The following is a 24,590-nucleotide window of genomic DNA, read 5'->3' on the forward strand; positions in this document are numbered from 1 at the left end:
AGCGAGTCAACCGTATCGTCACCGCCCAAGGTACGCGCGCACCGCCTCGAACCACTTTTGGAGTTCGATTACGGCGTGGTGATACTCTCATCGTAAGACCGCTCACCGACCGGCATCGTGTAGAACGCCTTCCCAGACGTGGAAATTATCGCTCTAGTTTCAGCCAATCGGCGGGGGCGCCGTGCACCCGAGGCGCGAGGGAGCAACGCGGCCCCTATCCGCAGCATGCTTTCCGACCAGCGCGCACGCGGTACACGGGATGCTGTCTTATCCCAGATGAGCGAGAATCCCTCCCGGCGCACTTATCAACACGGTGGCTTCGAAGAAACTTTAGTAATTAAGCTTCGGCGAACCTGGGACGTTTCTTGATAATGGATTGTTCCTTGTTAACCTCACGCCATGAACGAACGACATGCGCTGCCAGAAGGACACTTGCGACTGATCCTCGAAGCGACGCCCACTCCCATGCTGGTGTTGCATCCGGACGCAAATTTCACGATCGTCGGGGTAAGCGACGCGTATCTTAGAGAGACGCTGACTGTTCGGGAACAGATCTTCAACAAAGGACTTTTCGACGTTTTTCCGGACAATCCAGCGGTGCCCGAAGCAGACGCAACGACCAATCTGCGCGCATCGCTTGCATATGTGGTTGCGACAAAGAAGCCTCACACCATGGCTATCCAGCGTTATGACGTTCCCGACAGACGTAGGGGCGGGTTTGCATTCCGCTACTGGAGCCCCGTCAACGCCCCGGTTATCGGACCAGATGGGCAGCTGCTCTATATACTCCATCGTGTCGAAAACGTGACGGACTATGTGTTGAGTCAAGAGGCGAATCAGACGCTTCGGGAGCAATCCCGCCTGCTTACCGTGGAACTGGATAAGAGTGAGGCGGAGGCCTCACGGCGCGGCGCAGCCTTGGCGGCAGCCACGAACGAGCTTCGGCGGCTAACGATAGATGCCGAGGCGTGGCGCCTGGGCGAAGAAAAATTTCGGCTAGTAATGGACGCGCTACCTCAGATGATTTGGACGGCCCGGGCAGACGGACACGTGGACTATCATAATCAGCACTTTTACGATGTCACGGGGACGGCGCATCAGGCTGCGGAGGGCCATGAATGGAAACGGCTGGTTCACCCCGATGACCTCGCGACCACCGAGAAGGCGTGGACACGCAGTGTGGCAACAGGCGAACGCTATGAAGCGATGTTTCGCGTCAGGCATCGCTCCGGGAATTACCGTTGGACCCTGGCGCGCGCGACCGTCGTCCGTGACAATCGCGCGGAAGTTCTGAAGTGGGTCGGTTCCAACACGGATATCCACGAAAAGGTGCTTGCTGAAAACGCGTTGCGCGATGTCAATCGACGCAAGGACGAATTTCTGGCGATGCTCGCGCACGAGTTGCGCAACCCGCTCGCACCGATACGCGCCGGGGCCGAGCTGCTGCCGGACGTGAGTGCGGACCAGGCTCAGGTCAACCGTGTCGGCACGATGATCCGTCGGCAAATCGTCCATGTCATGGGTCTTATCAATGATCTGCTTGAAGTGTCGCGCATCACCCAGGGAATCATTTCTCTTGACAAGCGCAATCTGGACTTCCGACAGGTAGTCGACGAGTCCATCGAGCAAGTCCGTCCTCTCATTGACGCACACAGACACAGCTTGACGGTCGGGGTGCCGGCAGAGGTCGTGTGCGTCTTCGGCGACCACAAGCGGCTTGTGCAAATGCTGACCAACCTTTTGCACAATGCGACGAAGTACACGCCCGATGGCGGGCGTATTGCGATAAGCGTGCGATGTTTGTCGGGCGAAGTGACGGTGACCGTGAGGGACAACGGCGTGGGGATGGAGCCGCAATTGTTGCGCACGGCGTTCGACCTGTTTCAGCAGGGGGAGCGTACTAGCGAGCGAAAAGAAGGCGGGCTGGGACTCGGCCTGGCGCTCGTCAAAAGCATGGTCGAGCATCATGGCGGGAGTGTCGTCGCGAGAAGTGCGGGGCGCGGCAAGGGCAGCGAGCTTGAGGTCAGGCTTCCTTTGGTGCGTGCCAAGCCACAGGCAGTGCCAAGTAAGCCCGAGATCGTGCCGGCGGCCGGCGACCCGAAGCGACTTCGCGTATTGCTCGTAGACGACAACGCGGAAGTGGCCGATGCACTGGGGATGGTGTTGGAAGTTCTGGGGAACGACGTCCGCATTGAGCACGACGCCGATGGCGCTCTCACGCGAGCCCAGGCCGAGACATTCGACGTCTGCGTGATCGACATCGGTCTGCCCGGCATGGACGGATATGAGCTGGCGCGACACCTACGGGACTTGCCTGGCACCCGCGGGGCGGTCTTCGCCGCTCATACCGGATACGGCCAGGAAGACGACAGAAAGAAGTCCGAAGCGGCGGGGTTTGCACACCATCTGGTTAAGCCTGTGGGCATTGCCGACCTGCAGAGCGTTCTCAATGATGGCGGTTAGCAGCGGGTGCGCGTGCCCCCGGCTTGCCGTCTGCCTGTGTGCGCATGTCAACCGGGGGCTGATTCGTTCGGGCGTGCAGGAAAAAATGTAAATGTGCGTCGCTCTGCGTTGTCTTCCGGATGTTCGGCTCGACGCTGCCCATGGCCGGGGCCACCGGCTGTGGCTTGGCCCTTCGACGTTGCGGTCCACTGATTGCGGGTACTCGTTCTGCGGCATGGCGAAGACCGCCACGGGAGTGCCCGGTCAATCACGGAAATCACGGAGGACGATATGGCACATCAGGAGCACCAATGGCGCATAGAAGCGTGTGGCGCGTGCGGTACCGCTTGCGACCGTTGGGCAAACGCGTGCCTTTCGGACCAGAACATTGCTGAAATGGCCGAATGCATCAGGTTGGACATGGACTGTGCGGACATTTGCCGCCTGGCATCCGCCCTCATCGCTGCTCTCATCGCTCGTGGCGGTCGTCGCGCAAAGGAAGTTAGCTCGTCGTGTGCGTCGATCTGCGACGCATGCGCGTCCGGGTGCGGCAAGCATAAACACGAACATTGCAAGCGCGGCCGTCGCGAGCGTTTGAGAGGCATGACACACTCCTTGACTGCGCAAGAATTTCATTAACAGATGCAATGCGCGCAGCTCCCGGCGTCGGGTCTCAAAGCATCGCGGCCGTTGGTATCGCGCGATATCGGTGTTTTTCAAGACGCTGAACGAGACTCGCCTATCGTTGCACCATCGCCCAAATGCGAGCGCCTGCCGAGCAACCAGAAATGCAATAACTCCCCGAATATTGTTGCTCCCCTAGCCACTCGACGAACGCGACGAGATGCTCGGATGTCGTGCCTCCGGCAGTGCGGACCATCGTCTTGGCGCTTACATAAGAATGCTCCGCGGTCTTCTCCTCTCGGCGCAGGTGCACGAAAAGAAGCATGTCAATGTCTAGCGCCCAAGCCGCCAATTTCACGAAAAACGAGCACCTTTGATCTAAGCTGGACATAGTTCGGCGCGGGAGATAGTCAAGCGTATTGACCGCTGGCAATAGACTTGAAAGTGCGGTGCGATACCTCGGGATCGAGGTAGACGACGCGCTCGAGATGACCAGGCAAAAAGAAGTCTAATTGTCCCATGGCCGGCGAGCGGGCGCTTGCCGGTCACAAGCCGCCGTTCATATAGACCGTTGCTCGAACGTTCAGATGTCGGCTCCAGCCAGGAAACGGCCCGTCATGTTGCGGAGTTGACGTTATGTCGTCGGCCCGCAGGTCTACCGGTAATATCTTTCATTTTGTCGAGGGCGGTTTCGTTGAGACCGCTGATCGTGCAGTCCCACCGATTGCGACGGCTCCGGGAGGCCGTTCGAAGACGGCTAAACTGATGAGTGGTCACTCGCCGCAATCCTCAATCACCGAATTTTAGGATCCAATGGAAACTGATATGACCTCATCGGGCCCGGCGCAAAGCGGCACCGCGCCCGAAGTTCTTGTGGTCTTTCTCAGGCTGGGCCTGACCTGTTTTGGCGGCCCAATAGCTCACATTGGCTACTTTCGCCGCGAATTCGTCGAGCGGCGTCGATGGCTCGATGACGAGACGTTTGCAGACCTGGTTGGCCTATGTCAGTTCCTTCCGGGACCAGCCAGCAGCCAGGTCGGATTTTCTATCGGCCTGCTCAGGGCAGGGTGGTTGGGTGGGCTTGCCGCCTGGTGCGGCTTCACGCTGCCCTCCGTCTTGCTGCTACTTGCGTTCGCCGCCATCGCACCGAGCCTGGGTGGTCCGGTCGGCGAGGGGTTGATTCATGGCCTAAAACTCGTTGCCGTCGCTGTTGTGGCGCAGGCCGTGTGGGATATGGCCCGGCGCCTGTGTCCCGATCGTCGCCGCGCCTTCATCGCTCTTGCCGCGATCGCAGTTCTCACTGTCCTGACGACCGTGTACGCACAACTCATCGTGATCGCCCTCGGCGCAGCACTTGGCTTCGTCCTTTGCCCGAGCACAGCATCGGCGGCAACGGTCGGCATACAACAACACGCCCATGAATTCCGCGTCTCCCGCACAGCAGGGGCCGTCGCGCTGACGCTCTTCTGCGTCCTGCTTTTTGGGCTTCCGGCACTGGCACATGTGGGCGCTGGCCGCGCCATCAGCGTTTTCGACGGCTTCTATCGCGCCGGTGCGCTCGTCTTCGGCGGCGGTCATGTGGTGCTGCCGCTCTTGCAGCAGCAAACGGTCGCAACGGGCTGGGTGTCGTCGAGTGACTTTCTCGCTGGCTATGGTGCCGCGCAGGCAGTCCCAGGCCCTCTCTTCACATTCGCCGCTTTTCTGGGCTGGATCATGACGGAGGCGCCACATCACTGGGCTGGAGCACTGCTGGCCACTGTCGGCATCTTTCTGCCCGGGCTGTTACTGGTGCTCGCCGCGTTGCCCTACTGGCAGGCACTACGAGTCCGTCCGTCAACGGCGGCCGTCCTTGCCGGCGTGAACGCTGCGGTCGTCGGACTGCTAGCGACAGCGTTTTACTCGCCCGTCTGGACCAGCGCGGTCCGCTCCGCGATCGACTTTGCGATCGCGACGATCGCCTTCTTCCTTTTGACGCGATGGAAAATTCCGCCCCTTGCGGTCGTCGTGATCTGTGCGCTGGCTGGTGTGACCGAGGCCATCATGAAGTGATCCGCCCGAAGGTCCGCGCTCGCTGAGCCGCCGCAGGACCTAACGGCGCCCCGGACGCTCAAACGGCTGCTCTACTCTGAAATGCGCCGTCCTCCTATTGATCGCGACGCCATGCCAGCGGGGCATGCCGAGCCTTTGCTGGAAGCGATCCCAGCTGCGAGGGAATCAGCTTTCCCCAAAACCCCCGCCCCCCGGCGTTTCCACCACGAACACATCTCCCGGCCCCATCTCGACACTCGCGATATGACCTAGAGTGACAATCTGGCCATCCGCGCGCTCCACGCGATTGCTGCCGCGTCTTCCCGCCAGTCCGCCACGCGCGCCGAAAGGCGCATGAATGCGGTTATTCGACAGAATCGACGCCGTCATCGGCGCGAGAAAACGGATACGCCGGATCGCACCATTGCCGCCGCGCCAGCGTCCCGCGCCACCCGATTCCGCGCGGATGAGATGCGACTCGAGCCGCACCGGGTAGCGCCATTCCAGCACTTCGGGATCGGTGAGGCGTGAATTGGTCATGTGCGTCTGCACGGCGTCCGCGCCGCGGAAACCGTCGCCCGCGCCGCTGCCGCCCGCAATCGTCTCGTAGTATTGGTAGCGCGCGTCGCCGAACGTGAAGTTGTTCATCGTGCCTTGGCTCGATGCCACGATGCCGAGCGCGCCATACAGCGCATTCGTGATCGCGGACGACGTCTCCACGTTGCCCGACACCACGGCCGCCGGATAAACGGGGCTCAGCATCGAGCGCTCCGGCACGATCACCGAAAGCGGCGTCAGGCAGCCGGCGTTGAGCGGAATATCGTCGCCGACAAGCGTGCGGAACACATACAAAACCGCCGCCATGCATACGGCCTTCGGGGCATTGAAGTTGTTCGGCAACTGCGCGGATGTGCCGGTGAAATCCACCGTGGCACTGCGCGTGGCGGCATCGACGCGAATCGCCACGTCGATCACAGCGCCGTTATCGAGTTCGTAACGGTAGCTGCCGTCCTTCAGTGCGCCGATCACGCTACGCACCGCTTCTTCGGCGTTGTCCTGCACGTGACGCATGAACGCAAGTACCACGTCGCGGCCGAATTGCGCGACCATGCGGCGTAATTCGTCCACGCCTTTCTGATTCGCGGCCACCTGCGCGCGCAGATCGGCCATATTCTGCGCGATATTGCGCGCGGGATAACGGCCCGATGCAAGCAAGGCGCGCGTTTCGGCGTCGCGCAACACCCCCGCGGACACCAGTTGCCAATTGTCGATCAGCACGCCTTCCTCGTCGATATGCGACGAAGAAGCCGGCATCGAACCCGGCGTAATCCCGCCGATATCCGCATGATGACCGCGCGAGCCGACGTAGAAAAGCGGCTCGGACGAACCGTCGGCGAACACGGGCGTAATCACGGTCACGTCGGGCAAATGCGTGCCGCCGTGATACGGGTCGTTCAGCATGAACACGTCGCCGTCGCGCATCGCACCGCGGTTGCGCTCGATCACCGTCTTGATGCTTTCGCCCATCGAGCCGAGGTGCACCGGCATGTGTGGCGCATTCGCGATCAGGTTGCCCGCGTCGTCGAAGATCGCGCACGAGAAATCAAGGCGCTCCTTGATGTTCACCGAATGCGCCGTGTTTTGCAGACGCAAACCCATCTGCTCGGCAATCGACATAAACAGGTTGTTGAAGATTTCGAGGCGCACGGGGTCGGCTTCGGTGCCGATGGAACGGCGCGTGGGCAGCGGTTGCACGCGCGTCATCACCACATTGCCCTGCGCGGTCAACACCGCTTGCCAGCCCGGTTCCACCACGGTCGTGCCGTTCTTTTCGGCAATGATCGCGGGACCGTCGAGCGTGTCGCCCGCACGCAGCGTATCGCGCTGATAGAGCGAGGAGTCGTGCCATGCGCCGCCCGAATACATCCGCACGACAGTCTGCGCGCGCAGTGCGTTGTTTGCGTCGTTTGCATTATTGGCGTCGCGCGGCGGCAGATTGTCGGTATCGACGGCCGCCTTGGAATGACCGATCGCTTCGACGGACGCAAGCTCCGCGATGAGCGGGGTATCCGCCATCAGGAACGCGTAGCGTTGACGATAAGCCGCTTCGAACGCGGCGCGCATTTCGTCGACGCTGCCGGCCGGCACGGCGAGCGACGAATCGGTTCCCTGATAGCGCAGATGCACGCGCCGCTCGGTCGTGATGCGCGCGGCGTCCACGTTCTGTTCGAGCAGGGCGCGCGTGGCGTCGTCGGCGAGCGCATCGAGTGCGGCTTCGAGCGTGGGCAGCGAAGTTTCGGCGAGCGTGATTTCGAGCGCGCGTTCGCGCATTGCCGTCTGGTCCGCGAGACCCATGCCGTAGGCGGAGAGCACGCCCGCGAGCGGATGCGCGAACACGCTCGTCATGCCGAGCGCGTCGGCCACGCCGCATGCGTGCTGGCCGCCGGCGCCGCCGAACGTTGTCAGCACGTATTGCGACACGTCGTGGCCGCGCTGCACGGAGATTTTCTTGATCGCGTTCGCCATGCTCCCGATCGCGATCTCCAGATACCCTTCCGCGAGTGCTTCGGGCGTGCGGCGCTGACCTGTCGCCGCGAAGATTTCATCGGCAAGCGCCTGGAAGCGTTGCGCGACCACGTCGCGATCGAGCGGCTCGTTCGCATGCGGACCGAACACGCGCGGAAAATAGCCGGGCTGGATCTTGCCGAGCATCACGTTGCAGTCGGTGACGGCGAGCGGGCCGCCGCGCCGGTACGCAGCCGGGCCGGGATTCGCACCGGCCGAATCGGGGCCGACACGCAGACGTGCGCCGTCGAAGCCGAGTACCGAACCGCCGCCAGCCGCCACCGTGTGAATGCTCATCATCGGCGCGCGCATGCGCACACCGGCCACCTGCGTTTCGAACACACGCTCGAACTCGCCGTTGAAGTGCGAGACGTCCGTCGACGTGCCGCCCATGTCGAAGCCGATCACATGTTCGAAGCCCGCCGCCTGCGCCGCCCGCACCATGCCGACGATACCGCCCGCCGGTCCCGACAGGATCGCGTCCTTGCCCTGAAACACGTCGGCGCGGGTGAGTCCTCCGCTGCTCTGCATGAATTGCAGATTCACGCCGGGCATTTCGTGCGCGACCTGGTCGACGTAGCGGCGCAGGATCGGTGACAGATACGCATCCACCACGGTCGTATCGCCGCGCGAAACCATTTTCATCAACGGCGATACTTCGTGCGAGACGGAAATCTGTGTGAAGCCGATACGACGAGCCAACTCCGCGAGTTCGCGTTCGTGCGACGTATGGCGATAGCCGTGAATCAGCACGATGGCGAGCGCGCGGATGCCGCTGCCGTAGACCTCGCGCAGCGCGCGTTCCGCCGCGACGTGATCGAGCGGAGCGACGACGTCGCCTTGCGCGCTCATGCGTTCGTCGATTTCCACTACGCGCTCGTAGAGCGCTTCCGGCAACGCGATGTCGAGATCGAAAAGACGCGGACGGTTCTGATACGCGATCCGTAACACGTCGCGAAAGCCGCGCGTGGTGACGAGCGCAACCGGCTCGCCCTTGCGTTCGAGCAACGCGTTCGTCGCGACCGTCGTGCCCATTTTCACCATTTCGACGTCGTGCGGCGTGATGGCTTCGCCGTCCCTCAGTCCGAGCAGGTGACGGATCCCGGCAACCGCCGCATCGCCATACTGCTCGGGGTTTTCGGAGAGCAGCTTGTGCGTGGTGAGCGTGCCGTCGGGGCGGCGCGCGACGATGTCGGTGAATGTGCCTCCACGGTCAATCCAGAACTGCCAGCGGGACGGCGTGCGAACATCGGAGCTGTGATCGTGCTTCATGGTGTCGAGAGGTGTGATGCGAAAAAGGTTTCGGAGTACGGCGGCGTCGTTCATGCCGATTCGAGTTCGCGGCCGCGCGTTTCGGGCAGCGTGAGCGCGGCGAGGATCAGCACGCCATAAGCGGCCACCGCGAAGATGCCGATGCTCGTGCCGAGGCCGAAGCGACTCGACAGCGTGCCGATCAGCACAGGGAACAGCGCGCCGATCGCGCGGCCGACGTTGTAGCAGAACCCCTGACCGGAGCCGCGTACGCGGGTCGGAAAGAGTTCGGTGAGAAACGCGCCCATGCCGGAGAAGATGCCCGACGCGAAGAAGCCGAGCGGAAAGCCGAGCCACAGCATCGACGCATTCGTGAGCGGCAACGACGTGTACGCAAAGGCAATCGCCATCGAACCAAGCGCGAACAGAACGAAATTCGGTTTGCGGCCGATGCGGTCCGTGAGCCACGCGCTGCACAGATAGCCGACGTACGAACCGGCAATGATCATCGCCAGATAGCCGCCCGTGCCCATCACCGTCAGATGACGGTCGGTCTTGAGAAAGGTCGGCAGCCACGTCGTGATCGCGTAGTAGCCGCCCTGTGCGCCCGTGGTGAGGAGCGCGGCGCGCAGCGTCGTCGAAAGCAGGCGGGGCGCGAAGATTTCGGTGAAGCGCGGTGTGTCGTGGGTTTCCTGCTGCGCCACCTTGGCATGTTTGAATACTTCAGGCTCTTTCACATAGCGGCGGATGAAGAGCACGAGCAGCGCCGGCACGAGTCCGATCAGGAACAGCGCGCGCCATGCGAGCTCGGGCGCCATCACGGAGAACAGCACGGCATAGAGCAGGGCGGCCATGCCCCAGCCGAGCGCCCAGCCCGATTGCACGAGGCCGACCGCCTTGCCGCGATCGCGTGCGCGGATCACCTCGCCGATCAGCACGGCGCCCGCCGTCCATTCGCCACCGAAGCCGAAGCCCATCAGCGATCGCGCGGCGAGCAACTGGCCATAGTTCTGCGCGAGTCCGCACAACGCGGTGAACACGGCGAACCACAGCACGGTGAGTTGCAACGTGCGCACGCGGCCGATGCGGTCGGACAGAATCCCTGCGATCCAACCGCCGAGCGCGGACGAGAGCAGCGTCATCGTGCCGATGAAACCGGCGTCCGCGAGCGAAAGACCCCAGGTGGCGACGAGCGTCGGAATGACGAAGGACAACATTTGCGTGTCCATGCCGTCGAGCATGTAGCCGACCTTGCAGCTCCAGAACGCGCGGCGTGCTCGCGGCCCCGCTTCAGCGTACCAGGAAAGCTGCGGGCCATCTGCCGTCGCTTTCAGATCGGCGGCATCGTCGACGCTTGCCGTGAATGTCTTGCTGTCCATCTGCTGCTCCTGTGGATAGACGCATGAGTAACGAGCGAAGCCGCGCCAAAACGTAGGGATGCGTCATTCCCTCCGGCCTGTGTGGCCGGATGGCTTCGAGATGCGATGAATGGATCGCGACGCCGTGTTACGCCGCGCGCACTGCGCGAACGCTCAGAAGATGGCCAGCGATGTGTTGGTGATGTCGGTCATCAGCATGTGGCCCGGTGCGTGCGCGATCGCGATGGGCAGCTTCGCGGCTATGAGCGCGGTTTGCGGCGTGACGCCGCACGCCCAGTACACGGGCAGCTCGCCCGGATGTATGGTCACCGCGTCGCCGAATTCGGGCCGCGCGAGGTCGGCGATGCCGAGTTCCGCGGGATCGCCGATATGCACGGGCGCGCCATGCACGCCCGGAAAGCGGCTCGTGATCTGCACCGCGCGGATCGCGTCGGCGCCGCGCAGCGGGCGCATCGACACGACGAGTTCGCCTCCGAACACGCCGGCGCGCTGGTTCGGAATGTCGGTGCGATACATCGGCACGTTGCGGCCTTCTTCGACGTGACGCAGCCCGATGCCTTCCTTCGCGAGCATGTGCTCGAACGAGAACGAACAGCCGATGGCGAACACGACGAAATCGTCCTGCCAGAGCGCTTCGATCGATTCGACGCATTCGCTCAGCTCGCCATGCCTATAGACGTTGTAGGCGGGCACGTCGGTGCGGATATCGACGTCGCGCCCAAGCACCGGCACGCGAAAGTCGCCGGGCTCGCCCACGCCGAGCAGCGGACACGGTTTCGGATTCGCATGACAGAAGCGCAGGAAGTCGTGCGCGTGGCCCGCGGGCAGGATAGCCAGATTGGCTTGCGCGTAGTCGCCGCAATGGCCGGCCGTCGGGCCGCGGAAGTCGCGATGGCGTACGGCTTTGCGGAATTCGGATGGAGTCATGGTGTCAGCGTGCGATGTGGGATGGAGCGTGCGGCGCAAAGCGCGATGTGCATGTCGAAGTGCAGAGCGTTACTGCGTTAGACGAAGCATAGAAAAGAAGAAAATTTGACGCCAACTAGTTTTATTTGCGCCAAGTGAATAGAATTTCTTAACGGAATCACGGGTTTTCCCGAATCACGTTGAATTTTTTTTGGAGCTGTCTTCCTCGTTGCTTTTCGTCAACTCCGGCTTATGAACACCCGCTTTCTCGAGACCTTCGTCACGCTCGCCAAGCTGCGCAGTTTCCGCACTACGGCGATGGCGCTGCATGCCACGCCTGCTGCGATCTCGCAGCGTCTGAAGGCGCTCGAGGATGAATTGCAGACCACGCTCGTCGATCGCGAGAGCCGCGATTTCCGGCTCACGGCGAATGGTGAATATCTGCTGGGCTATGCGAAGGCCGTGGTTGAAGCCACGCGCCAGTTGCAGGCCGCCGCGTCACATGAAGGTGCGATGCGCGGCAAGCTGCGGCTCGGCGTGATCGAGACCGTCGTGCATAGCTGGCTCGCCGATTACATGCGGCGTCTCGCGGACGATTTCCCGCAACTCGAAGTCGAACTGGCGGTGGACGTGAGCGTCGTGTTGCAGCGCCGTCTGATGGCGGGCGAACTCGACCTGATCATTCGCGTGGAGGGCAGCGACGAGGAGTCCGTGGTGTGCGACGCGCTCGCGAACTATCCGGTGCACTGGATTGCGCGCGAGGGACTGTTGCCGCTTTCGCGCAGCGGGCTCGCCAAACGCGTGCTGCGTCACCCGATCCTGACGTTCGGGCGCGGAACCGCGCCGCATCGCGCGCTGGATGACATCGTCGGCAAACTCGCGCTCGGCAATGGCGTGCCGCTCGCGGATACGCGCATTACGGGGTCGCCGTCGATCTCGGTGATCGTGCAACTCGTGCGCGATGGTTTTGGCGTGGCCGCGATCCCGCGTCTTTTCGTCGACGATCTGATCGCGCGCGGCGAAGTGGTGGAGTTGCCGTTGCAGCCTTCGCCGCCGTCCATCGTGGTGTCGATGTCACGGCGTTCGGACGCGCCGCTTTTCGTGCACGGCGCGGCGAACGCGGCGCGTGCGGCATGTCATGGGTATTGCGAGTCGGTGGATCGGCGCTTGATTGAACGCTTGTAGAACCGGGGCCTCGCTGACGCTCGTTGAGACGATGAGATGGGATGAACCCGCGGGTCCGTGCCTTAAATAAGGGGTATGCGCCAACGAGCGCTGCCCGTCATCGCTGTCGGTGCCACTCATATGACCGCTTCACCTCGCACTCAGCCGGTCGCAGCGCTTCGATGCAAAGGCGGTTCATGTGACGTGAATCAGGCGTAGCCGCCCATCAACAGCCATTCATCCGACAGGGGACTTCGCCGTTCCGGCGGCCGCTTCGGCGCGCACAGCCGACGTGTGCGCCCTCTATACACCAGTCCGGACCCACCAAAGCAAACTTCAACACATTCCCCGGAGTCTCGACGAACCTCGACGACATGTTCAGGTTTGAAAAACTGCTCGCGCTGGATGACAGCTCTGTGCGGCGGTTGTTCAGGGACATAGACATGCAGGAACTCATCGTCGCACTGAAGGTCGGGCGCACAGGCGCTGGCTGAAAAATTCATGGCGAATATGTCGCAACGCGCTGCGGAGCTGTTCGCCGGGGACATGAAGGCGAGCGGTCCGGTGCGTCTATCAGAGGTCGACAAGCAACAGCGCGCAATCATGCGGGTCGCACGCGGCTGTCGGAGCGCGACAGGCCGCAACGGGTCGACAAGACGCAGTCGGCGTCTCGGAGCACCGCTGCTCGAAGAACGTGGTGGGATACGGAGCAACGACACCGGTTACGGCTGTTCGCATGCGTTGCTTGAGGCGCCCTGTAGTCAGTTGGACCGGGCGCTTATATGCCTGCCCGTCCCCCAACGTCGTCATTTCCCTAGAGCGGCGCAGCATGTCGTCGACCTTCGCTCGCGTGCATCTCTTAGACCTACATTTTCTGAGGAGGCGAACTTCTCAAGTGCGAGCGAGCGGTTTGCCGGGTCAGCGCAAAATGGCGCAAAGCAGTCCGGTCCGCTTGTATCGAGAATGTCCGCTGGAAGGTATCCTCAATCATGCGATTCTCCCGTTCGTAGTGGAAATTCAGTTCAGTGCTAGGTTTCGCGGCACTCAATTTCCACCACGGCCGGCGTCTTCATTAGACCGGCCACATACGCGCAGTCCGGTGCGAACCCTGTCGTGGTTGCAAGCAGTCGTTAGCTTTCAATTTCGCGGGTTGTCATGCGGTTCCACATCCAATCCCGGGAAATACGGGGCGGCTTCTACGCACGATGTTTTAAGAACATGCTTCAAAAATTCCGCGGTTCAGAGGCCGCCCGTATAGCCACGCGCGCGACTTCGATTTAGTCGAGATTGTGAAGCCCCCGCCCCTCCTTCCCGGCCAGCCGGTGCTGTCTCTCCCCAAAGGCCACGCGCTCGTAATCCATTGTTGAATAGGGGTTTTCGGCCTATATCGATGTCTCGCCATACGAGGGATACGCGTCGTCTTGGTTTTCAAGGTATCGCGCTCCGGGGACCGGGGGCCCAGCGGCGTGCTCAGCAACGACGCGTCGGCGCCTGGTGGAGAAATCTATTGCTGTAAGGCGCGACGGGGGACCGGCGCGTTGCCGGATTGCGGCGTCAATGAAAGCCGCACACACGATCACCACTATTAATGGTCGCACCGGCCGAACTGCATCGCCGCGCGGCACCGCTGCGTGTCCACGATTGCGAGTGCAATGGCGCTACGCGCGCTCGCCGATCTCTCCTGAGATCACGCGTCGCGAATCGATCGGGCAGACCGGCATGGCCACGAGCCTTGTGTGCGCGATTCGTTGTAGGTCGAGGTGCTGCAGCGTGTGTACGCGGCATGCGAGAGGGGGCCGGCACCGGATTGATTAGGAATTTCCCCCGGTAGGCGACGGTGACGACGTCCTTGCGCCGCCCGTGGACTTGGCTCGGCTGCGCTGGGCAGGTAGCGGGGCGCGCTGCCAGCGTAGCGCGATCGACCCGTGGTGATAAGGCAACCAAAAACAAAGGCGCCCCCGGCGCCTTTATCTTTTACCGCCTCGTTTTCCTCACCACCATCCAGCGCGGCGACTTGAAGCGCACGATGCTCACATAGAGCCACACGTACGTCGCGGCAAACACCACGACGAAGCAGAACAGATGCAGCGTGTGCCGCCAGAACAGCGTGGCCGGCACGACCGCGATCAGGCACAGCAGCCACAGATACGGCGACGTCAGCGAATTGCGCCGCGTCAGCTCGCGCGCGGTGCGCGCGCCGACCGCCCAGCGCATCAGCCGCTTGTAGACCAGCATGTGCAGATGCACGCCGTCGGGAATGCCCGGCGACATGCCGCGAATGAACTTCTTCCGGTAGATCGAGAAGCACGTCTCGAAGATCGGATACATGAAGAGCAGCACCGGATACCACGCGGACACGTCGCGATTGCGCATGACCAGCATGATCGACAGTTCGGCGAGCATGAAGCCGATGAAATACGCGCCGCCGTCGCCGAGAAAAATCAGCCCCGCCGGGAAGTTCCAGATGAAGAAGCCGAGCACCGCGCCCATCATCATGAACGATGCCGACAGCACGATCGGATCGTGCACCTGGAACGCCACGTAAGCGAGCGACGCGAACATCATGAACGCGACCATCGATGCGAGCCCGTTGAAGCCGTCGATGATGTTGATCGCGTTGGCGAGCGCCGCCACGGCGAGCACGGTCACCGCGCACGAGATCAGCGCATAGGAGAGCAGGAAGTCGAGCGGCGGCACACTGATGCGCGTGACCGCGATATGCAGCAGGAAATACGCGAGCGCGGCGGCGGCCATCGTGCAGACGAGGCGCGCGAGCGGCGACACGCGCTTGGTCAGATCTTCGACGAGACCCGAGCCGAAAGCCGGCATGCCGCACGCGATCAGCCCGAGAATGCCGCCCGACACAGCCGGATAGGAATAACGCAATTGCACGGCCGACACGATCAGGCCAATCAGAATGCCCGTTCCGCCGATGCGCGGCACCGGGCGCACATGGAATTTCTGCACGCCGGCGAGGTCGGTGTCGGTGGAAAATTTTTCATGCAAATGCGCGTAGCGCACGATCAACAGTGTGATCAGCAGTGAAACGAGAAAGCCGAGCGCAAAACTAAGCATGAAAGTGGGCCTGAACGAAGACGCGGAATTATACAAACGAAACTACCAGCGACATGCGGCGCGCCCCGAAAAGCTGTCGACGCTGGCGACGGACTGCCTCGGCGAAGCATTGGCATCGGAGCTCTTATCGATAATGACGGTCGCGGGCTAGGTCTTCGATCAGTGCCTTCTCGAGTGAGATGTCAATGCGCCTGACTTCTTTTGCCAGTTGGTCGCAATGCCTTCCAGCCGTGTCTACCGCGTTGCCCTGCAGCATTCGAACCGACTTGTCGTGCGCACGAAGAGCAGAGTGCAAACGCGTATCAGCAAATCTCTGCAGGCCTCGGATGGTACTCCGGTCTTGCGTTTGAAGGTCTACAAGACCATGGGTTTTCGGTTGCGGCGAAGATGGAGCACGTCGACTGGAATCGAGGGTTGTGTGCGCCATATCCTCCTGAACCCTTCCGCAATTCATGGCTTTTGCAATAGGACGCTCGCGAGCGCGTACCCTGGCGAAGCGCACGGGAACTGAGCGTCAGTCTTTTTCTCACGGACCGCAGGTCGAGCCGTCTCTGCACGCGCTTCGTCGAGTTAGACACCTGTGCGCCCCCGCGCGAAGTGGCTTTGGGCATTGCAGTCCCGCCCAAACTGCCATTTGACAGCATTATTGTTGCCAACGGGTGAGATCTCGTCAGCGAATTACCTTTGTCAAGAATCCTCGCACTTGACGCAGTGAGCGTGCTGCAACTAGCGAACCGCTGTTTATTCTCATCGGTAAGTCACCATCCGACGATCCTTGGCAATGCCACGTCATCGGGCGATCTGGAGTGCGCCCAAGCAAAATGCGTCCTGGCGCACAGTATGAATCTCCTTACTCACCTTATCTTTGAATTGGGGAATCCATGCAATGCGAATGCAGTGCTATGAGGTTGCCGAACAGACATCCCGACAGATTGAGTTGAGGTAATGATGGCGGAAGCAACCATACCCCTTTGCGTTGATCTCGATGGCACGTTGACCAGCACTGACCTTCTGGTCGAATCGTTCCTCGTGCTCGTCAAAAGGAACCCGCTATATGCGATTTATTGTATTGGCTGGCTGCTTCGAGGCAAAGCGTATCTGAAGGCGCAGATTGCGCAGCGCGCGGCAATCGATGTGACCTTGCTACCCTATAACTCGCGCCTTGTCGACTTTCTGCGCGAAGAACAATTGCGCGGCCGAGACGTTTATTTGTGCACCGCAACGAACCAAAAATTCGCGGAACAGATCGCTACGCATTTCGGCTTTTTCAAAGGGATTTTCGCGAGCAATGAGGTCCGCAATCTGTCGGGCGACAACAAGGCGTGTGCGTTGTCAAAAGAGTTTGGGCAACAGGGTTTCGACTATTGTGGAAACACGCTGGCCGACGTTCCGGTCTGGAAGCAGTCCAGACGGGCGATCGTCGTCGGATCGCGCCACATCGCAGAGGCGGCCGAGCAGGTGAACAAGACAATCGTCTTCTTCGAGCAGGAACGGTCGTTTATGCGTCTTGTCGTCAGAGAGATGCGAATTTATCAGTGGATCAAAAACCTGCTGATTTTTGTGCCTCTGTTCGCGGCGCATCGCTTTACCGACTACAGCTCAATGAGGGCAGATTGCATAGCGTTCTTTTCCTTCTGCTTTTGTGCTTCTTCGGTTTACCTGCTCAATGACATGCTGGACCTCGACGCGGACCGACGCCACGTGAATAAGCGCAATCGGCCATTTGCCTCCGGTCAGTTGCCGCTAGCGTTTGGCATGGTGCTTGGTTTTGTACTTGCGATTGCCGCGGCGGTTCTTGCCTTGCTGCTGCCATCCGCTTTCCAAATTGTGTTGGTTGGTTATTTCGCGACAACGCTTGCATATTCGTTCAGGCTCAAACGGATGACGCTCGTTGACGTGTTCATCCTGGCGACTCTTTATACCGCTCGTGTGGTGGCGGGCGGTAAGGCGGCAGACATTCCGCTTTCGGACTGGTTGATCATGTTCTCGACTCTTATCTTCCTGAGTTTGGCGATGGTCAAGCGGTACGCCGAACTGGACACGTTATTGCGTGCCGCAAAATTGTGTGCGACCGGGCGGGGCTACGTCACGCAGGATCTGGGCATTCTGCGGTCCTTCGGTACTGCGTCCGGCTACGTCGCGGTGCTGGTCTTGGCGCTCTACATGAATTCCTCCGATGTGCGCATGCTGTATCGCCATCCCCATGTTCTGTGGTTGCTGTTCGGTTTGCTGCTCTTCTGGATCAGCCGTGTATGGATGTTGGCGTTCCACGGCGAAATGCATGATGACCCAATAGTGTTTGCTATCAGGAACCGCCTCAGCCTGCTCGTGATCGGCCTTTGCATTGTTACCGTTGTGATCGCCACGTGACACTTATCCATTCCTACATGCAACCTCTTTATCTTTTTCTGAGTGGCACATGCAGTGCCTTGGCGAGTATTCTTTTGCGCCTCGCAGGGCGGGTAATAGTGCATAGCGATACCTTGGTTCTTGGAATCAGCGGTCGGCCGTTGCTCTATCGATTGGCTGCGATCGGGGCATACGGTGCCGGATTCGCCTTTTATGCGCTGGCTCTCAAGCGCGTCGAATTGAGCGTTGCTTATCCATTGATGGTCGCCGTGACCATCCTCGAAATTCTGCTGTTCGGTATTGCATCCGGCGAAGCCGTTTCACTTCGAGTCCTCTTGGGCGCAGGGCTACTTGTGGTCAGCGTGCTGTTGTTATATCTGCCCGCAACGTCAGGGGTCTAATACACGCCGATACGTGCGTTTGATAAAAACGCGACCACGTAGGCTCTGGAAAGAGAAGTGGCCAACATTCGAGGTTCGTGAAACCGAACGACCAGTTCCGGATCGCGCGCAAAAACCAGCCCTGCTGGTGATTCACCATTACGGCCAATCAATTTCAACAGATCTGCTGCATAAAGCTTCCGATAGCCTGCCCGTCATCTACTGGTGCTCTTGATGGATAGTGTGCGTTTTCGGTCCCGCCAGATAGATCGGCGCATCGTTGGGCAGATTAAATGCTTTCGGCACGGCGCTCGAAGTGTGCCTCTATAGGCGAACCGGCTGGCACACGGCGCGCTCGATATTGATATGAGACTGTGCCAGATGAACGACTCCAAATATGTCGTGCTGGGGATGATCGTGCCCGATTTGGGTGCGGGCGCGTTTGACAGCTTTACGCAGAAGGCCGTGATGGCATGCGTGCCTCCGTATTGCTCGGCATGCCGTCGGGCGTCAGCCGATTACGCCCTGCTCGAAGTCCCATGCACTCCCGGCGCGTCGGGCCGCGCGCCGGGAGTGCACGCAATGCGCTCACGTGCAGAGCGCGATCTGCGGCCAGGAGCTTTGTGTAAGGCGAGTGGTCGCTCTATGCTCTCCGGGGCTCTTTCCGGCCTTGATCTACATGGTGGACGCTCCGTCGCGCAATGCCTTTAATGCTGGGACCGTCCGCAAGCTTGTAAAGGAACCTGCGGTTTCACCAACAAACAGTTGGCTGAAATCCCTTGTCGCCGAATTCCGCGTCGAGAGTCGAGTCGTGCCTCATCGCCGTCGCAGCCGGCGCATGATTGCCATACCTCTAACGCACGAAGGTCGGCACGTTGGCGACATCGCGGTCGGAGCGCGATGCGAATGATGTCCGTCCGCGCGTCAAGTCTGCGCTGCCACGAAACTGTGCGCCAGCTGCTTCCACAAATGATCCGCCGCCGGAGAGAGGCGGCGACCCACGCGGGTCATCATCTGACTCGCGAATCCCGCCGCGATCGGATGATCGATCGGCACCGCGATCAGCTCGCCCAGATTGATCCCGCGCTGCGCTGTGATCGACGACATGAACGCCACGCCCAGCCCCGCCGCCGCTAGGGTCTGCGCTGTGTTGAACAGATCGACGCGGTACGCAGGAATCACATTCAGCCGGACGTCGTCCAGCAGCGATTGCACGAAATGCTGCACGCCAAACGCTTCTGTCATGAAAATCAACCGCTCGCTCGCCAACTCGGCGGGCGGCACGTTCGTCATCGACGCGAAACGATGCGTGGGCGAGACCACAGCGCACAGTGGCCGCGGTGCGAACGGGTGAATGCGCATCGCGGGGTCGTCGGCGGAGCGGGCACACAAACCGATATCCACGGCGTCGTCACGCACAAGTGAGAGCACCACTGGCGTCGGGCCTGAGCGGATTTCCACCAGAATATCCGGGTAGGTCATCGAAAAGCGCTGAAGCGCCCGCGCGATCAGATTGCCGATGAATCCTTCCCCCACGCCGAGCGCCACGCGCCCACGTCGCAAGTGCCGATATTCCTCCAGACGTCCGGCCAGATCGCGCCGGCGCCGCCGGCCGTCGTGATAGTGGTCAATCAGCACCTGCCCGATCTCCGTCACGATCACATGTCGCCCGCGCCTCTCGATTAGCGGAAAGCGCAGCCGCCGCTCCAGTGCCGCGACCTGGCGGCTGATCACCGAAGGATTCACGCCGAGCGTTTCCGCCGCCATCCGCACGCCACCCGTCGCGGCAATCTCAGCGAGATAGCGGAGCGGCCGCTCGCCGATGTCATCCATCCAGTCGTTCATTCGTGACCTGACTCCCTTACCGTTGACTTGAAGGCAACATTTTGGACGCATTTCAGTCATCGGCCGATTTTTTCATCGATGTAATACTCTGACCATTGCTAAGGGCGCGCTTAAAAAAGAGGAGACCACGCCATGAGTGAAACGCACGAATGCAGTTATTGCGAAGTTGCTGATCTCGCCGCCGCGAGACTGCAGCTCGACGAAATTCGGCATCACATCCACCAGCATCCCGAGTTGTCATACGAGGAAGCGGCGACGTCCCGCTTCGTCGCTGAAAAGCTCGAAGCGTGGGGCTATCACGTGACGCGCAACATCGGCGGACATGGGCTCGTCGCCTCGCTAAAGGCGGGGACGAGCAAGCGCACGGTCGGCGTGCGCGCCGACATGGACGCATTGCCGATCCAGGAGCAAACGGGCCTCCACTACGCGAGCGTCCACGACGGCAAGATGCACGCGTGCGGCCACGATGGCCACACGACCGTCCTGCTCGGCGCGGCGCAGCAACTCGCGAGGACCCGCAATTTCGATGGCACCGTGCACCTCATCTTCCAGCCGGCTGAAGAGGCGGGCGCTGACAGCGGCGCGGAGCGCATGATCGCCGATCGGCTCTTTGAGCGCTTTCCGTGCGAGGCGATTTTCGGACTGCACAATCATCCTGGAGTGCCGGTCGGCACGTTCGGCTTTCGCGCGGGCCCGCTGATGGCGGCGTGCGATACCGTCAAGGTGCGCGTCATCGGACGAGGCGGGCATGCGGCGCGACCGCATCTGGCGGTCGATCCGGTCCTGGTGGGCAGCAGCATCGTGATGGGACTGCAGTCACTGGTGTCGCGCAACATTGATCCGAATGAGGCGGCGGTTGTCACCGTCGGCTCGTTCCGCTCGGGCCAGGCGGCAAACGTGATTCCCGAAGACGCCGTGCTCGAGATGAGCGTGCGTTCGTTCTCGCCGGCAGTGCGCGAGACGCTCGAGACGCGCATCCTTGCGCTGATCGAATCGCAGGCGCAGGCATATGGGGCGACGGCCGAGATCGACTTCATTCGCGGCTATCCGGTGCTCGTCAACAGTCCGACTGAAACCGAATTTGCGCGCCAGATCGCGGAAGAGCTCGTCGGTCCAGAACATGTGATTGCGCCGTTTCCGCCGATCGCGGGCAGCGAGGACTTTGCGTACTACCTGCAGAAAGTGCCCGGCTGTTTCGTACGCCTCGGTAATGGCGAAGGCCGTCCCATGCTGCACAACGCCCGCTATGACTTCAATGACGACAACCTCACTATAGGTGCGGCATTCTGGACACGTCTCGTTGAACGCTTCCTGACGAAGGAGCGGGCATGAGCGCCACCACGCAAACCCTCTACCGCCCAGTCGATAACGCCGTGCAGATGTCGCCCGTGCAGCAGCGGAAGATCGTATTGGCGGCGGTCATCGGCAATCTGCTCGAATTCTTCGACTTCACCGTCTACAGCTATTTCGCGCTGACGATCGGGCATCAGTTCTTCCCATCGGACGATCCGTTCATGTCGTCCCTGCTTGCGTTCGCGGTGTTCGCCGTCGGCTTTGTGATGCGTCCGCTCGGCGGCTTCGTGCTCGGCCGCTACGCTGACTGCGCGGGCCGCAAGCCCGCGCTCACGCTCACGATCCTGCTGATGGCGGTCGGCTCGGCGGCCATCGGACTTGCGCCGAACTATGCGCAGATTGGGCTTGCGGCGCCGGTGCTGATCGTCGTTGCGCGGCTCGTGCAGGGTTTCGCTCAGGGCGGCGAATTCGGCGCGGCGACCGCGACGCTGCTCGAAATGGGAGGTGCGAAAAGCCGTGGTTTCCGTGCGAGCTGGCAGTTGGCGAGCCAGGGCGCGGCGGCGCTGCTCGGTTCGAGCCTTGCGGCGAGTCTTGGCTTCTTACTGTCCGACGAGACCATGCACAACTGGGGCTGGCGCCTTCCGTTCCTGCTTGGGACGCTGATCGCGCCGGTCGGCATCTATCTGCGCCGGCATATCCGCGAGGAAACGCCCGCCGAAAAAGCGGTGGCGACTCGCGACGATCCTAAGCGCGGCCTCTACGTGCGCAACTGGTTTCTGACGATCTTCGCTATCATGGGCATGTCGGTTTCGACGTATGTGATGATGTATTACATGCCGACGTTCTGCATTCAGTACCTACATTTGCCGGCGAAGATGTCGATGCTCGCTGGCGTTGCGTCCAGCATCATCTCGCTCGTAATGTGCCCGATCTATGGCGCCTGGTCCGATCGCATGGGACGACGCAAGCCGTTGACGGTGATCGGCCGCATCGCGTTAATCGTGCTTCTGTACCCCGCCTTCTGGATGATGACGCATTTTCCGTCGCTGCCGGTCGTGCTGGCCTCCCTAATCGTGCTGATGTTCTGCTACACGATGGGGTCCGCGCCCGCCTACGCGCTGATGCCCGAGAACTTCCCGAAGCATTTGCGGGCGACCTATATGTCGAGTGCGTATGCGATCGCAGTATCGGCATTCGGCGGCACGGCACAACTCGTCGCGGCCTGGCTGATTCGCGCGACAGGCAGCAAGATGGCGCCCGCGTGGTACATGATCGCCTGCGTGTTGATCTCGCTGATCGCCGTATCGATGTTCGAGGAAACGGGCGGCAAGGCGCTCGACGACTGAAGTAGCGCATAGGCGGCGTGCATGCCGGCGAGCCCCCATGACGTCCGCGCGTCATGACCCGGGCTCGCGGCGCAACCTAGTTACGATTACTTGCAATGCGGCGGCCCGAGCGGGTCGCATCCGGTGGAGGTCCGCCGGTCAGGGCGTTGGCCCAATTGCTTCAGATCGGCGACAAACTGGCAAACTTCGGATCACCCCGGCTGGAAAGCAGTGAGTGTCTATCAACGCGAGCGGTACGAGGGCTGCGTGGAGGCGGCTCCCCCACTCGTCAGTCAATGGCGGAACATTTCCCTTGCGGAGCGTCACGCGGCCATTTTGAATCTGATACCAACTCGCCTGTCCAGTGTTCTCGACGTCGGAGCGAGTATAGGATCTGATGCGGCTGCCTTCGCAGCAATGGGCATAAGGTGGTCGTCGGCGAGTCGGCCGACGAATTCCGGGCGGCTGGCGCCAAGTCGCAGCGGTTGTCGCGGATCGAATGGCTCGACCACCATCTTCCGGACCTTGGAGCCCTGAGCCCGATGACAGGAAGTTCGATCTCGCGATGCTGACGGCCGTTTGGATGCATCTCGATGCGGAGGGACGTCGGGCGCGATGCCGAATGTAGTTTGTCTGCTGTCTGGCGGCGCTTTGCTATTCATTTCTTTACGACATGGACCTATTCTGGATGGTCGGTGGATATTTGACGTCTCCGCCGAAGAGATGATTCAGCTTGCGAGAGTTCACGTTTTGCAATCGATACTCGTTGTTCGATCGATATCCGTCCAGCGATCGAATCGACGCATGAGCGCGACTTGAGCCCGACTCGCGTTTGCTAAAGGCCGCTGAGCAAACTGACGTTCACTGAATACCGACGGGAGAAGTCTTCGAACCCGCGACTTCGACCTCTTCTGAATTGCATCTGGCTTGCGCGGCAGAAGGTTCGCCGATTTGCTGTATGACGGAGGTTACGCGGAATGCTTCAGTCTCTTCGGGGTTAGCATTCCATTCGTTGATCATGAACGGCAATGGATGGCATTAGGGCGCACTCTGCTGTGATGTCAAACGGGCTTGCTTCGCGCGCACGACTATCAGTGTAAGGAATTCAGGTATTGCCGTCTCACGATGGCGCACAGTTTGAGTCAACGGCCGAAAGACTGGTTCTGTGAAAACCGCTAACGGGAATTGCGAGCCGCAACACATGTCGAGAGGCGTTTCGATCGTCCCGGTCGCGATCAATCTTGAATGAGCGCGGTCATCGCGTCTTGTAAAAGTTCGAAACATCGAGCTGCCGACCCTTAATATTTTCTTCAGGTTTGAAAGGCAGGATAAAAAAGTTGTCATTTATCCGCTGCCGGGGACGGTGTCGGGTCTGGCGATCCGGTCGCTAGTGACAGGAAAAGAGGGCGGTGTTGCACGGAGCATGTGATGCGCACACGTGGTGTTCCCCAGGAATTCAAAGGGAGGCGAGGCGCAGGCACCGTGAGACGGTATGTTAACCCGACGCTGGAGTGTCGAACGATTGCACGACCGATGGGAACTTCTTTGTGCGGCATGCAGCGGCTTGTAGTGAGGTCATCGCGCCTGCGCTATTTCGAATAGCACTACAAACGGTTTGCGAGGTCGCGTATTTTTTGTCACCGGTACATAACAAGGCGGCTATCGATGTCCGGGAAGGGCTTGCCCAAGCCCACGTCTCGCTACCGATGACTTGTGAATTCCTGGCGAGTACCGTATGAGAGAGCCATGTTTCGCATCCTTTTGGCACGGCCCGGAACTGTCGGCTTATGAGATTGGATGCCTGACTTCATTCCGGAATTATGGCAGCCAGGTGACTGTATAGGAAGATCTGCAAAAGTCCTGACATTACGTTGCTGCCGAGCTATCCTGGAAACAGAGCGGATTTGGTGAGGGGCAACATGATGACGCAGCTTGGTCTTGGTCTGGATTTGTCGACGAAGCGG

At 60.8% G+C, this 24,590-nt stretch carries 14 protein-coding genes and 1 pseudogene; 10 read left to right on the forward strand and 5 right to left on the reverse strand.

What is annotated here, in order from left to right; all coding sequences use genetic code 11:
- Positions 1 to 399: 399 nt before the first annotated feature.
- The 3 genes and pseudogenes from VOM14_RS28265 to chrA all read left to right on the forward strand — a co-directional run bounded on the left by VOM14_RS28265 (position 400) and on the right by chrA (position 5,115).
- A complete protein-coding gene (locus tag VOM14_RS28265; RefSeq protein ID WP_327632011.1) occupies positions 400 to 2,463 on the forward strand; it encodes a PAS domain-containing hybrid sensor histidine kinase/response regulator in 2,064 nt (687 codons plus the stop codon).
- Positions 2,464 to 3,500: 1,037 nt separating this feature from the next.
- A pseudogene (locus VOM14_RS28270) lies at positions 3,501 to 3,578 on the forward strand (integrase); the annotation flags it as partial.
- A gap of 301 nt (positions 3,579 to 3,879) precedes the next feature.
- On the forward strand, positions 3,880 to 5,115 hold the full coding sequence (chrA, locus tag VOM14_RS28275; protein ID WP_327632012.1) for a chromate efflux transporter: 1,236 nt from the start codon (positions 3,880 to 3,882) through the stop codon (positions 5,113 to 5,115).
- A 165-nt stretch (positions 5,116 to 5,280) separates the two neighbouring features.
- On the opposite strand, the gene VOM14_RS28280 is transcribed toward chrA, so the two are convergent.
- The 3 genes from VOM14_RS28280 to VOM14_RS28290 form a co-directional block, all read right to left on the reverse strand.
- The gene (locus tag VOM14_RS28280) at positions 5,281 to 8,931 is read right to left on the reverse strand and encodes a hydantoinase B/oxoprolinase family protein (RefSeq protein ID WP_327632030.1); all 3,651 of its coding nucleotides are present in this window, start codon (positions 8,929 to 8,931) and stop codon (positions 5,281 to 5,283) included.
- Positions 8,932 to 8,981: 50 nt separating this feature from the next.
- Positions 8,982 to 10,289, reverse strand: coding sequence for an MFS transporter (locus VOM14_RS28285; RefSeq protein WP_327632013.1), 1,308 nt, complete (start codon positions 10,287 to 10,289; stop codon positions 8,982 to 8,984).
- A 153-nt stretch (positions 10,290 to 10,442) separates the two neighbouring features.
- Positions 10,443 to 11,255 carry a putative hydro-lyase gene (locus tag VOM14_RS28290; protein ID WP_327632014.1) on the reverse strand — a complete coding sequence of 271 codons (813 nt, stop codon included), beginning with the start codon at positions 11,253 to 11,255 and terminating at the stop codon, positions 10,443 to 10,445.
- 192 nt (positions 11,256 to 11,447) lie between these two features.
- Between VOM14_RS28290 and VOM14_RS28295 the strand changes: the two genes are divergently transcribed.
- The 3 genes from VOM14_RS28295 to VOM14_RS28305 all read left to right on the forward strand — a co-directional run bounded on the left by VOM14_RS28295 (position 11,448) and on the right by VOM14_RS28305 (position 13,391).
- Positions 11,448 to 12,380, forward strand: a complete 933-nt coding sequence (locus VOM14_RS28295) for a LysR family transcriptional regulator (protein ID WP_327632015.1) — start codon at positions 11,448 to 11,450, stop codon at positions 12,378 to 12,380.
- A gap of 353 nt (positions 12,381 to 12,733) precedes the next feature.
- Positions 12,734 to 12,853 carry a FliG C-terminal domain-containing protein gene (locus VOM14_RS28300; RefSeq protein ID WP_327632016.1) on the forward strand — a complete coding sequence of 40 codons (120 nt, stop codon included), beginning with the start codon at positions 12,734 to 12,736 and terminating at the stop codon, positions 12,851 to 12,853.
- A gap of 16 nt (positions 12,854 to 12,869) precedes the next feature.
- Positions 12,870 to 13,391 (forward strand): FliG C-terminal domain-containing protein, encoded by a 522-nt coding sequence (locus VOM14_RS28305; RefSeq protein WP_327632031.1) that lies wholly within the window; start codon positions 12,870 to 12,872, stop codon positions 13,389 to 13,391.
- Positions 13,392 to 14,333: 942 nt separating this feature from the next.
- Here VOM14_RS28305 and VOM14_RS28310 read toward each other — a convergent pair.
- Positions 14,334 to 15,434, reverse strand: a complete 1,101-nt coding sequence (locus VOM14_RS28310) for an MraY family glycosyltransferase (protein ID WP_327632017.1) — start codon at positions 15,432 to 15,434, stop codon at positions 14,334 to 14,336.
- Between the two features lie 948 nt (positions 15,435 to 16,382).
- Here VOM14_RS28310 and VOM14_RS28315 point away from each other — a divergent pair.
- Together VOM14_RS28315 and VOM14_RS28320 are read left to right on the forward strand one after the other, a co-directional pair.
- A complete protein-coding gene (locus VOM14_RS28315) occupies positions 16,383 to 17,804 on the forward strand; it encodes a UbiA family prenyltransferase (RefSeq protein ID WP_327632032.1) in 1,422 nt (473 codons plus the stop codon).
- Positions 17,805 to 17,821: 17 nt separating this feature from the next.
- Complete coding sequence (locus tag VOM14_RS28320; protein ID WP_327632018.1) at positions 17,822 to 18,184, forward strand: ligand-binding protein SH3; 363 nt, start codon at positions 17,822 to 17,824, stop codon at positions 18,182 to 18,184.
- 903 nt (positions 18,185 to 19,087) lie between these two features.
- On the opposite strand, the gene VOM14_RS28325 is transcribed toward VOM14_RS28320, so the two are convergent.
- Complete coding sequence (locus tag VOM14_RS28325) at positions 19,088 to 20,008, reverse strand: LysR family transcriptional regulator (RefSeq protein ID WP_327632019.1); 921 nt, start codon at positions 20,006 to 20,008, stop codon at positions 19,088 to 19,090.
- A gap of 132 nt (positions 20,009 to 20,140) precedes the next feature.
- Between VOM14_RS28325 and VOM14_RS28330 the strand changes: the two genes are divergently transcribed.
- Together VOM14_RS28330 and VOM14_RS28335 are read left to right on the forward strand one after the other, a co-directional pair.
- Positions 20,141 to 21,340 (forward strand): M20 aminoacylase family protein, encoded by a 1,200-nt coding sequence (locus VOM14_RS28330; RefSeq protein WP_327632020.1) that lies wholly within the window; start codon positions 20,141 to 20,143, stop codon positions 21,338 to 21,340.
- On the forward strand, positions 21,337 to 22,647 hold the full coding sequence (locus tag VOM14_RS28335; protein WP_327632021.1) for an MFS transporter: 1,311 nt from the start codon (positions 21,337 to 21,339) through the stop codon (positions 22,645 to 22,647). The genes VOM14_RS28330 and VOM14_RS28335 overlap by 4 nt, the downstream gene beginning before the upstream one ends.
- The last annotated feature ends 1,943 nt before the right edge of the window (positions 22,648 to 24,590 follow it).

This window comes from Paraburkholderia sp. MPAMCS5 (assembly GCF_036016995.1).
Taxonomy (GTDB): Bacteria; Pseudomonadota; Gammaproteobacteria; order Burkholderiales; family Burkholderiaceae; genus Paraburkholderia.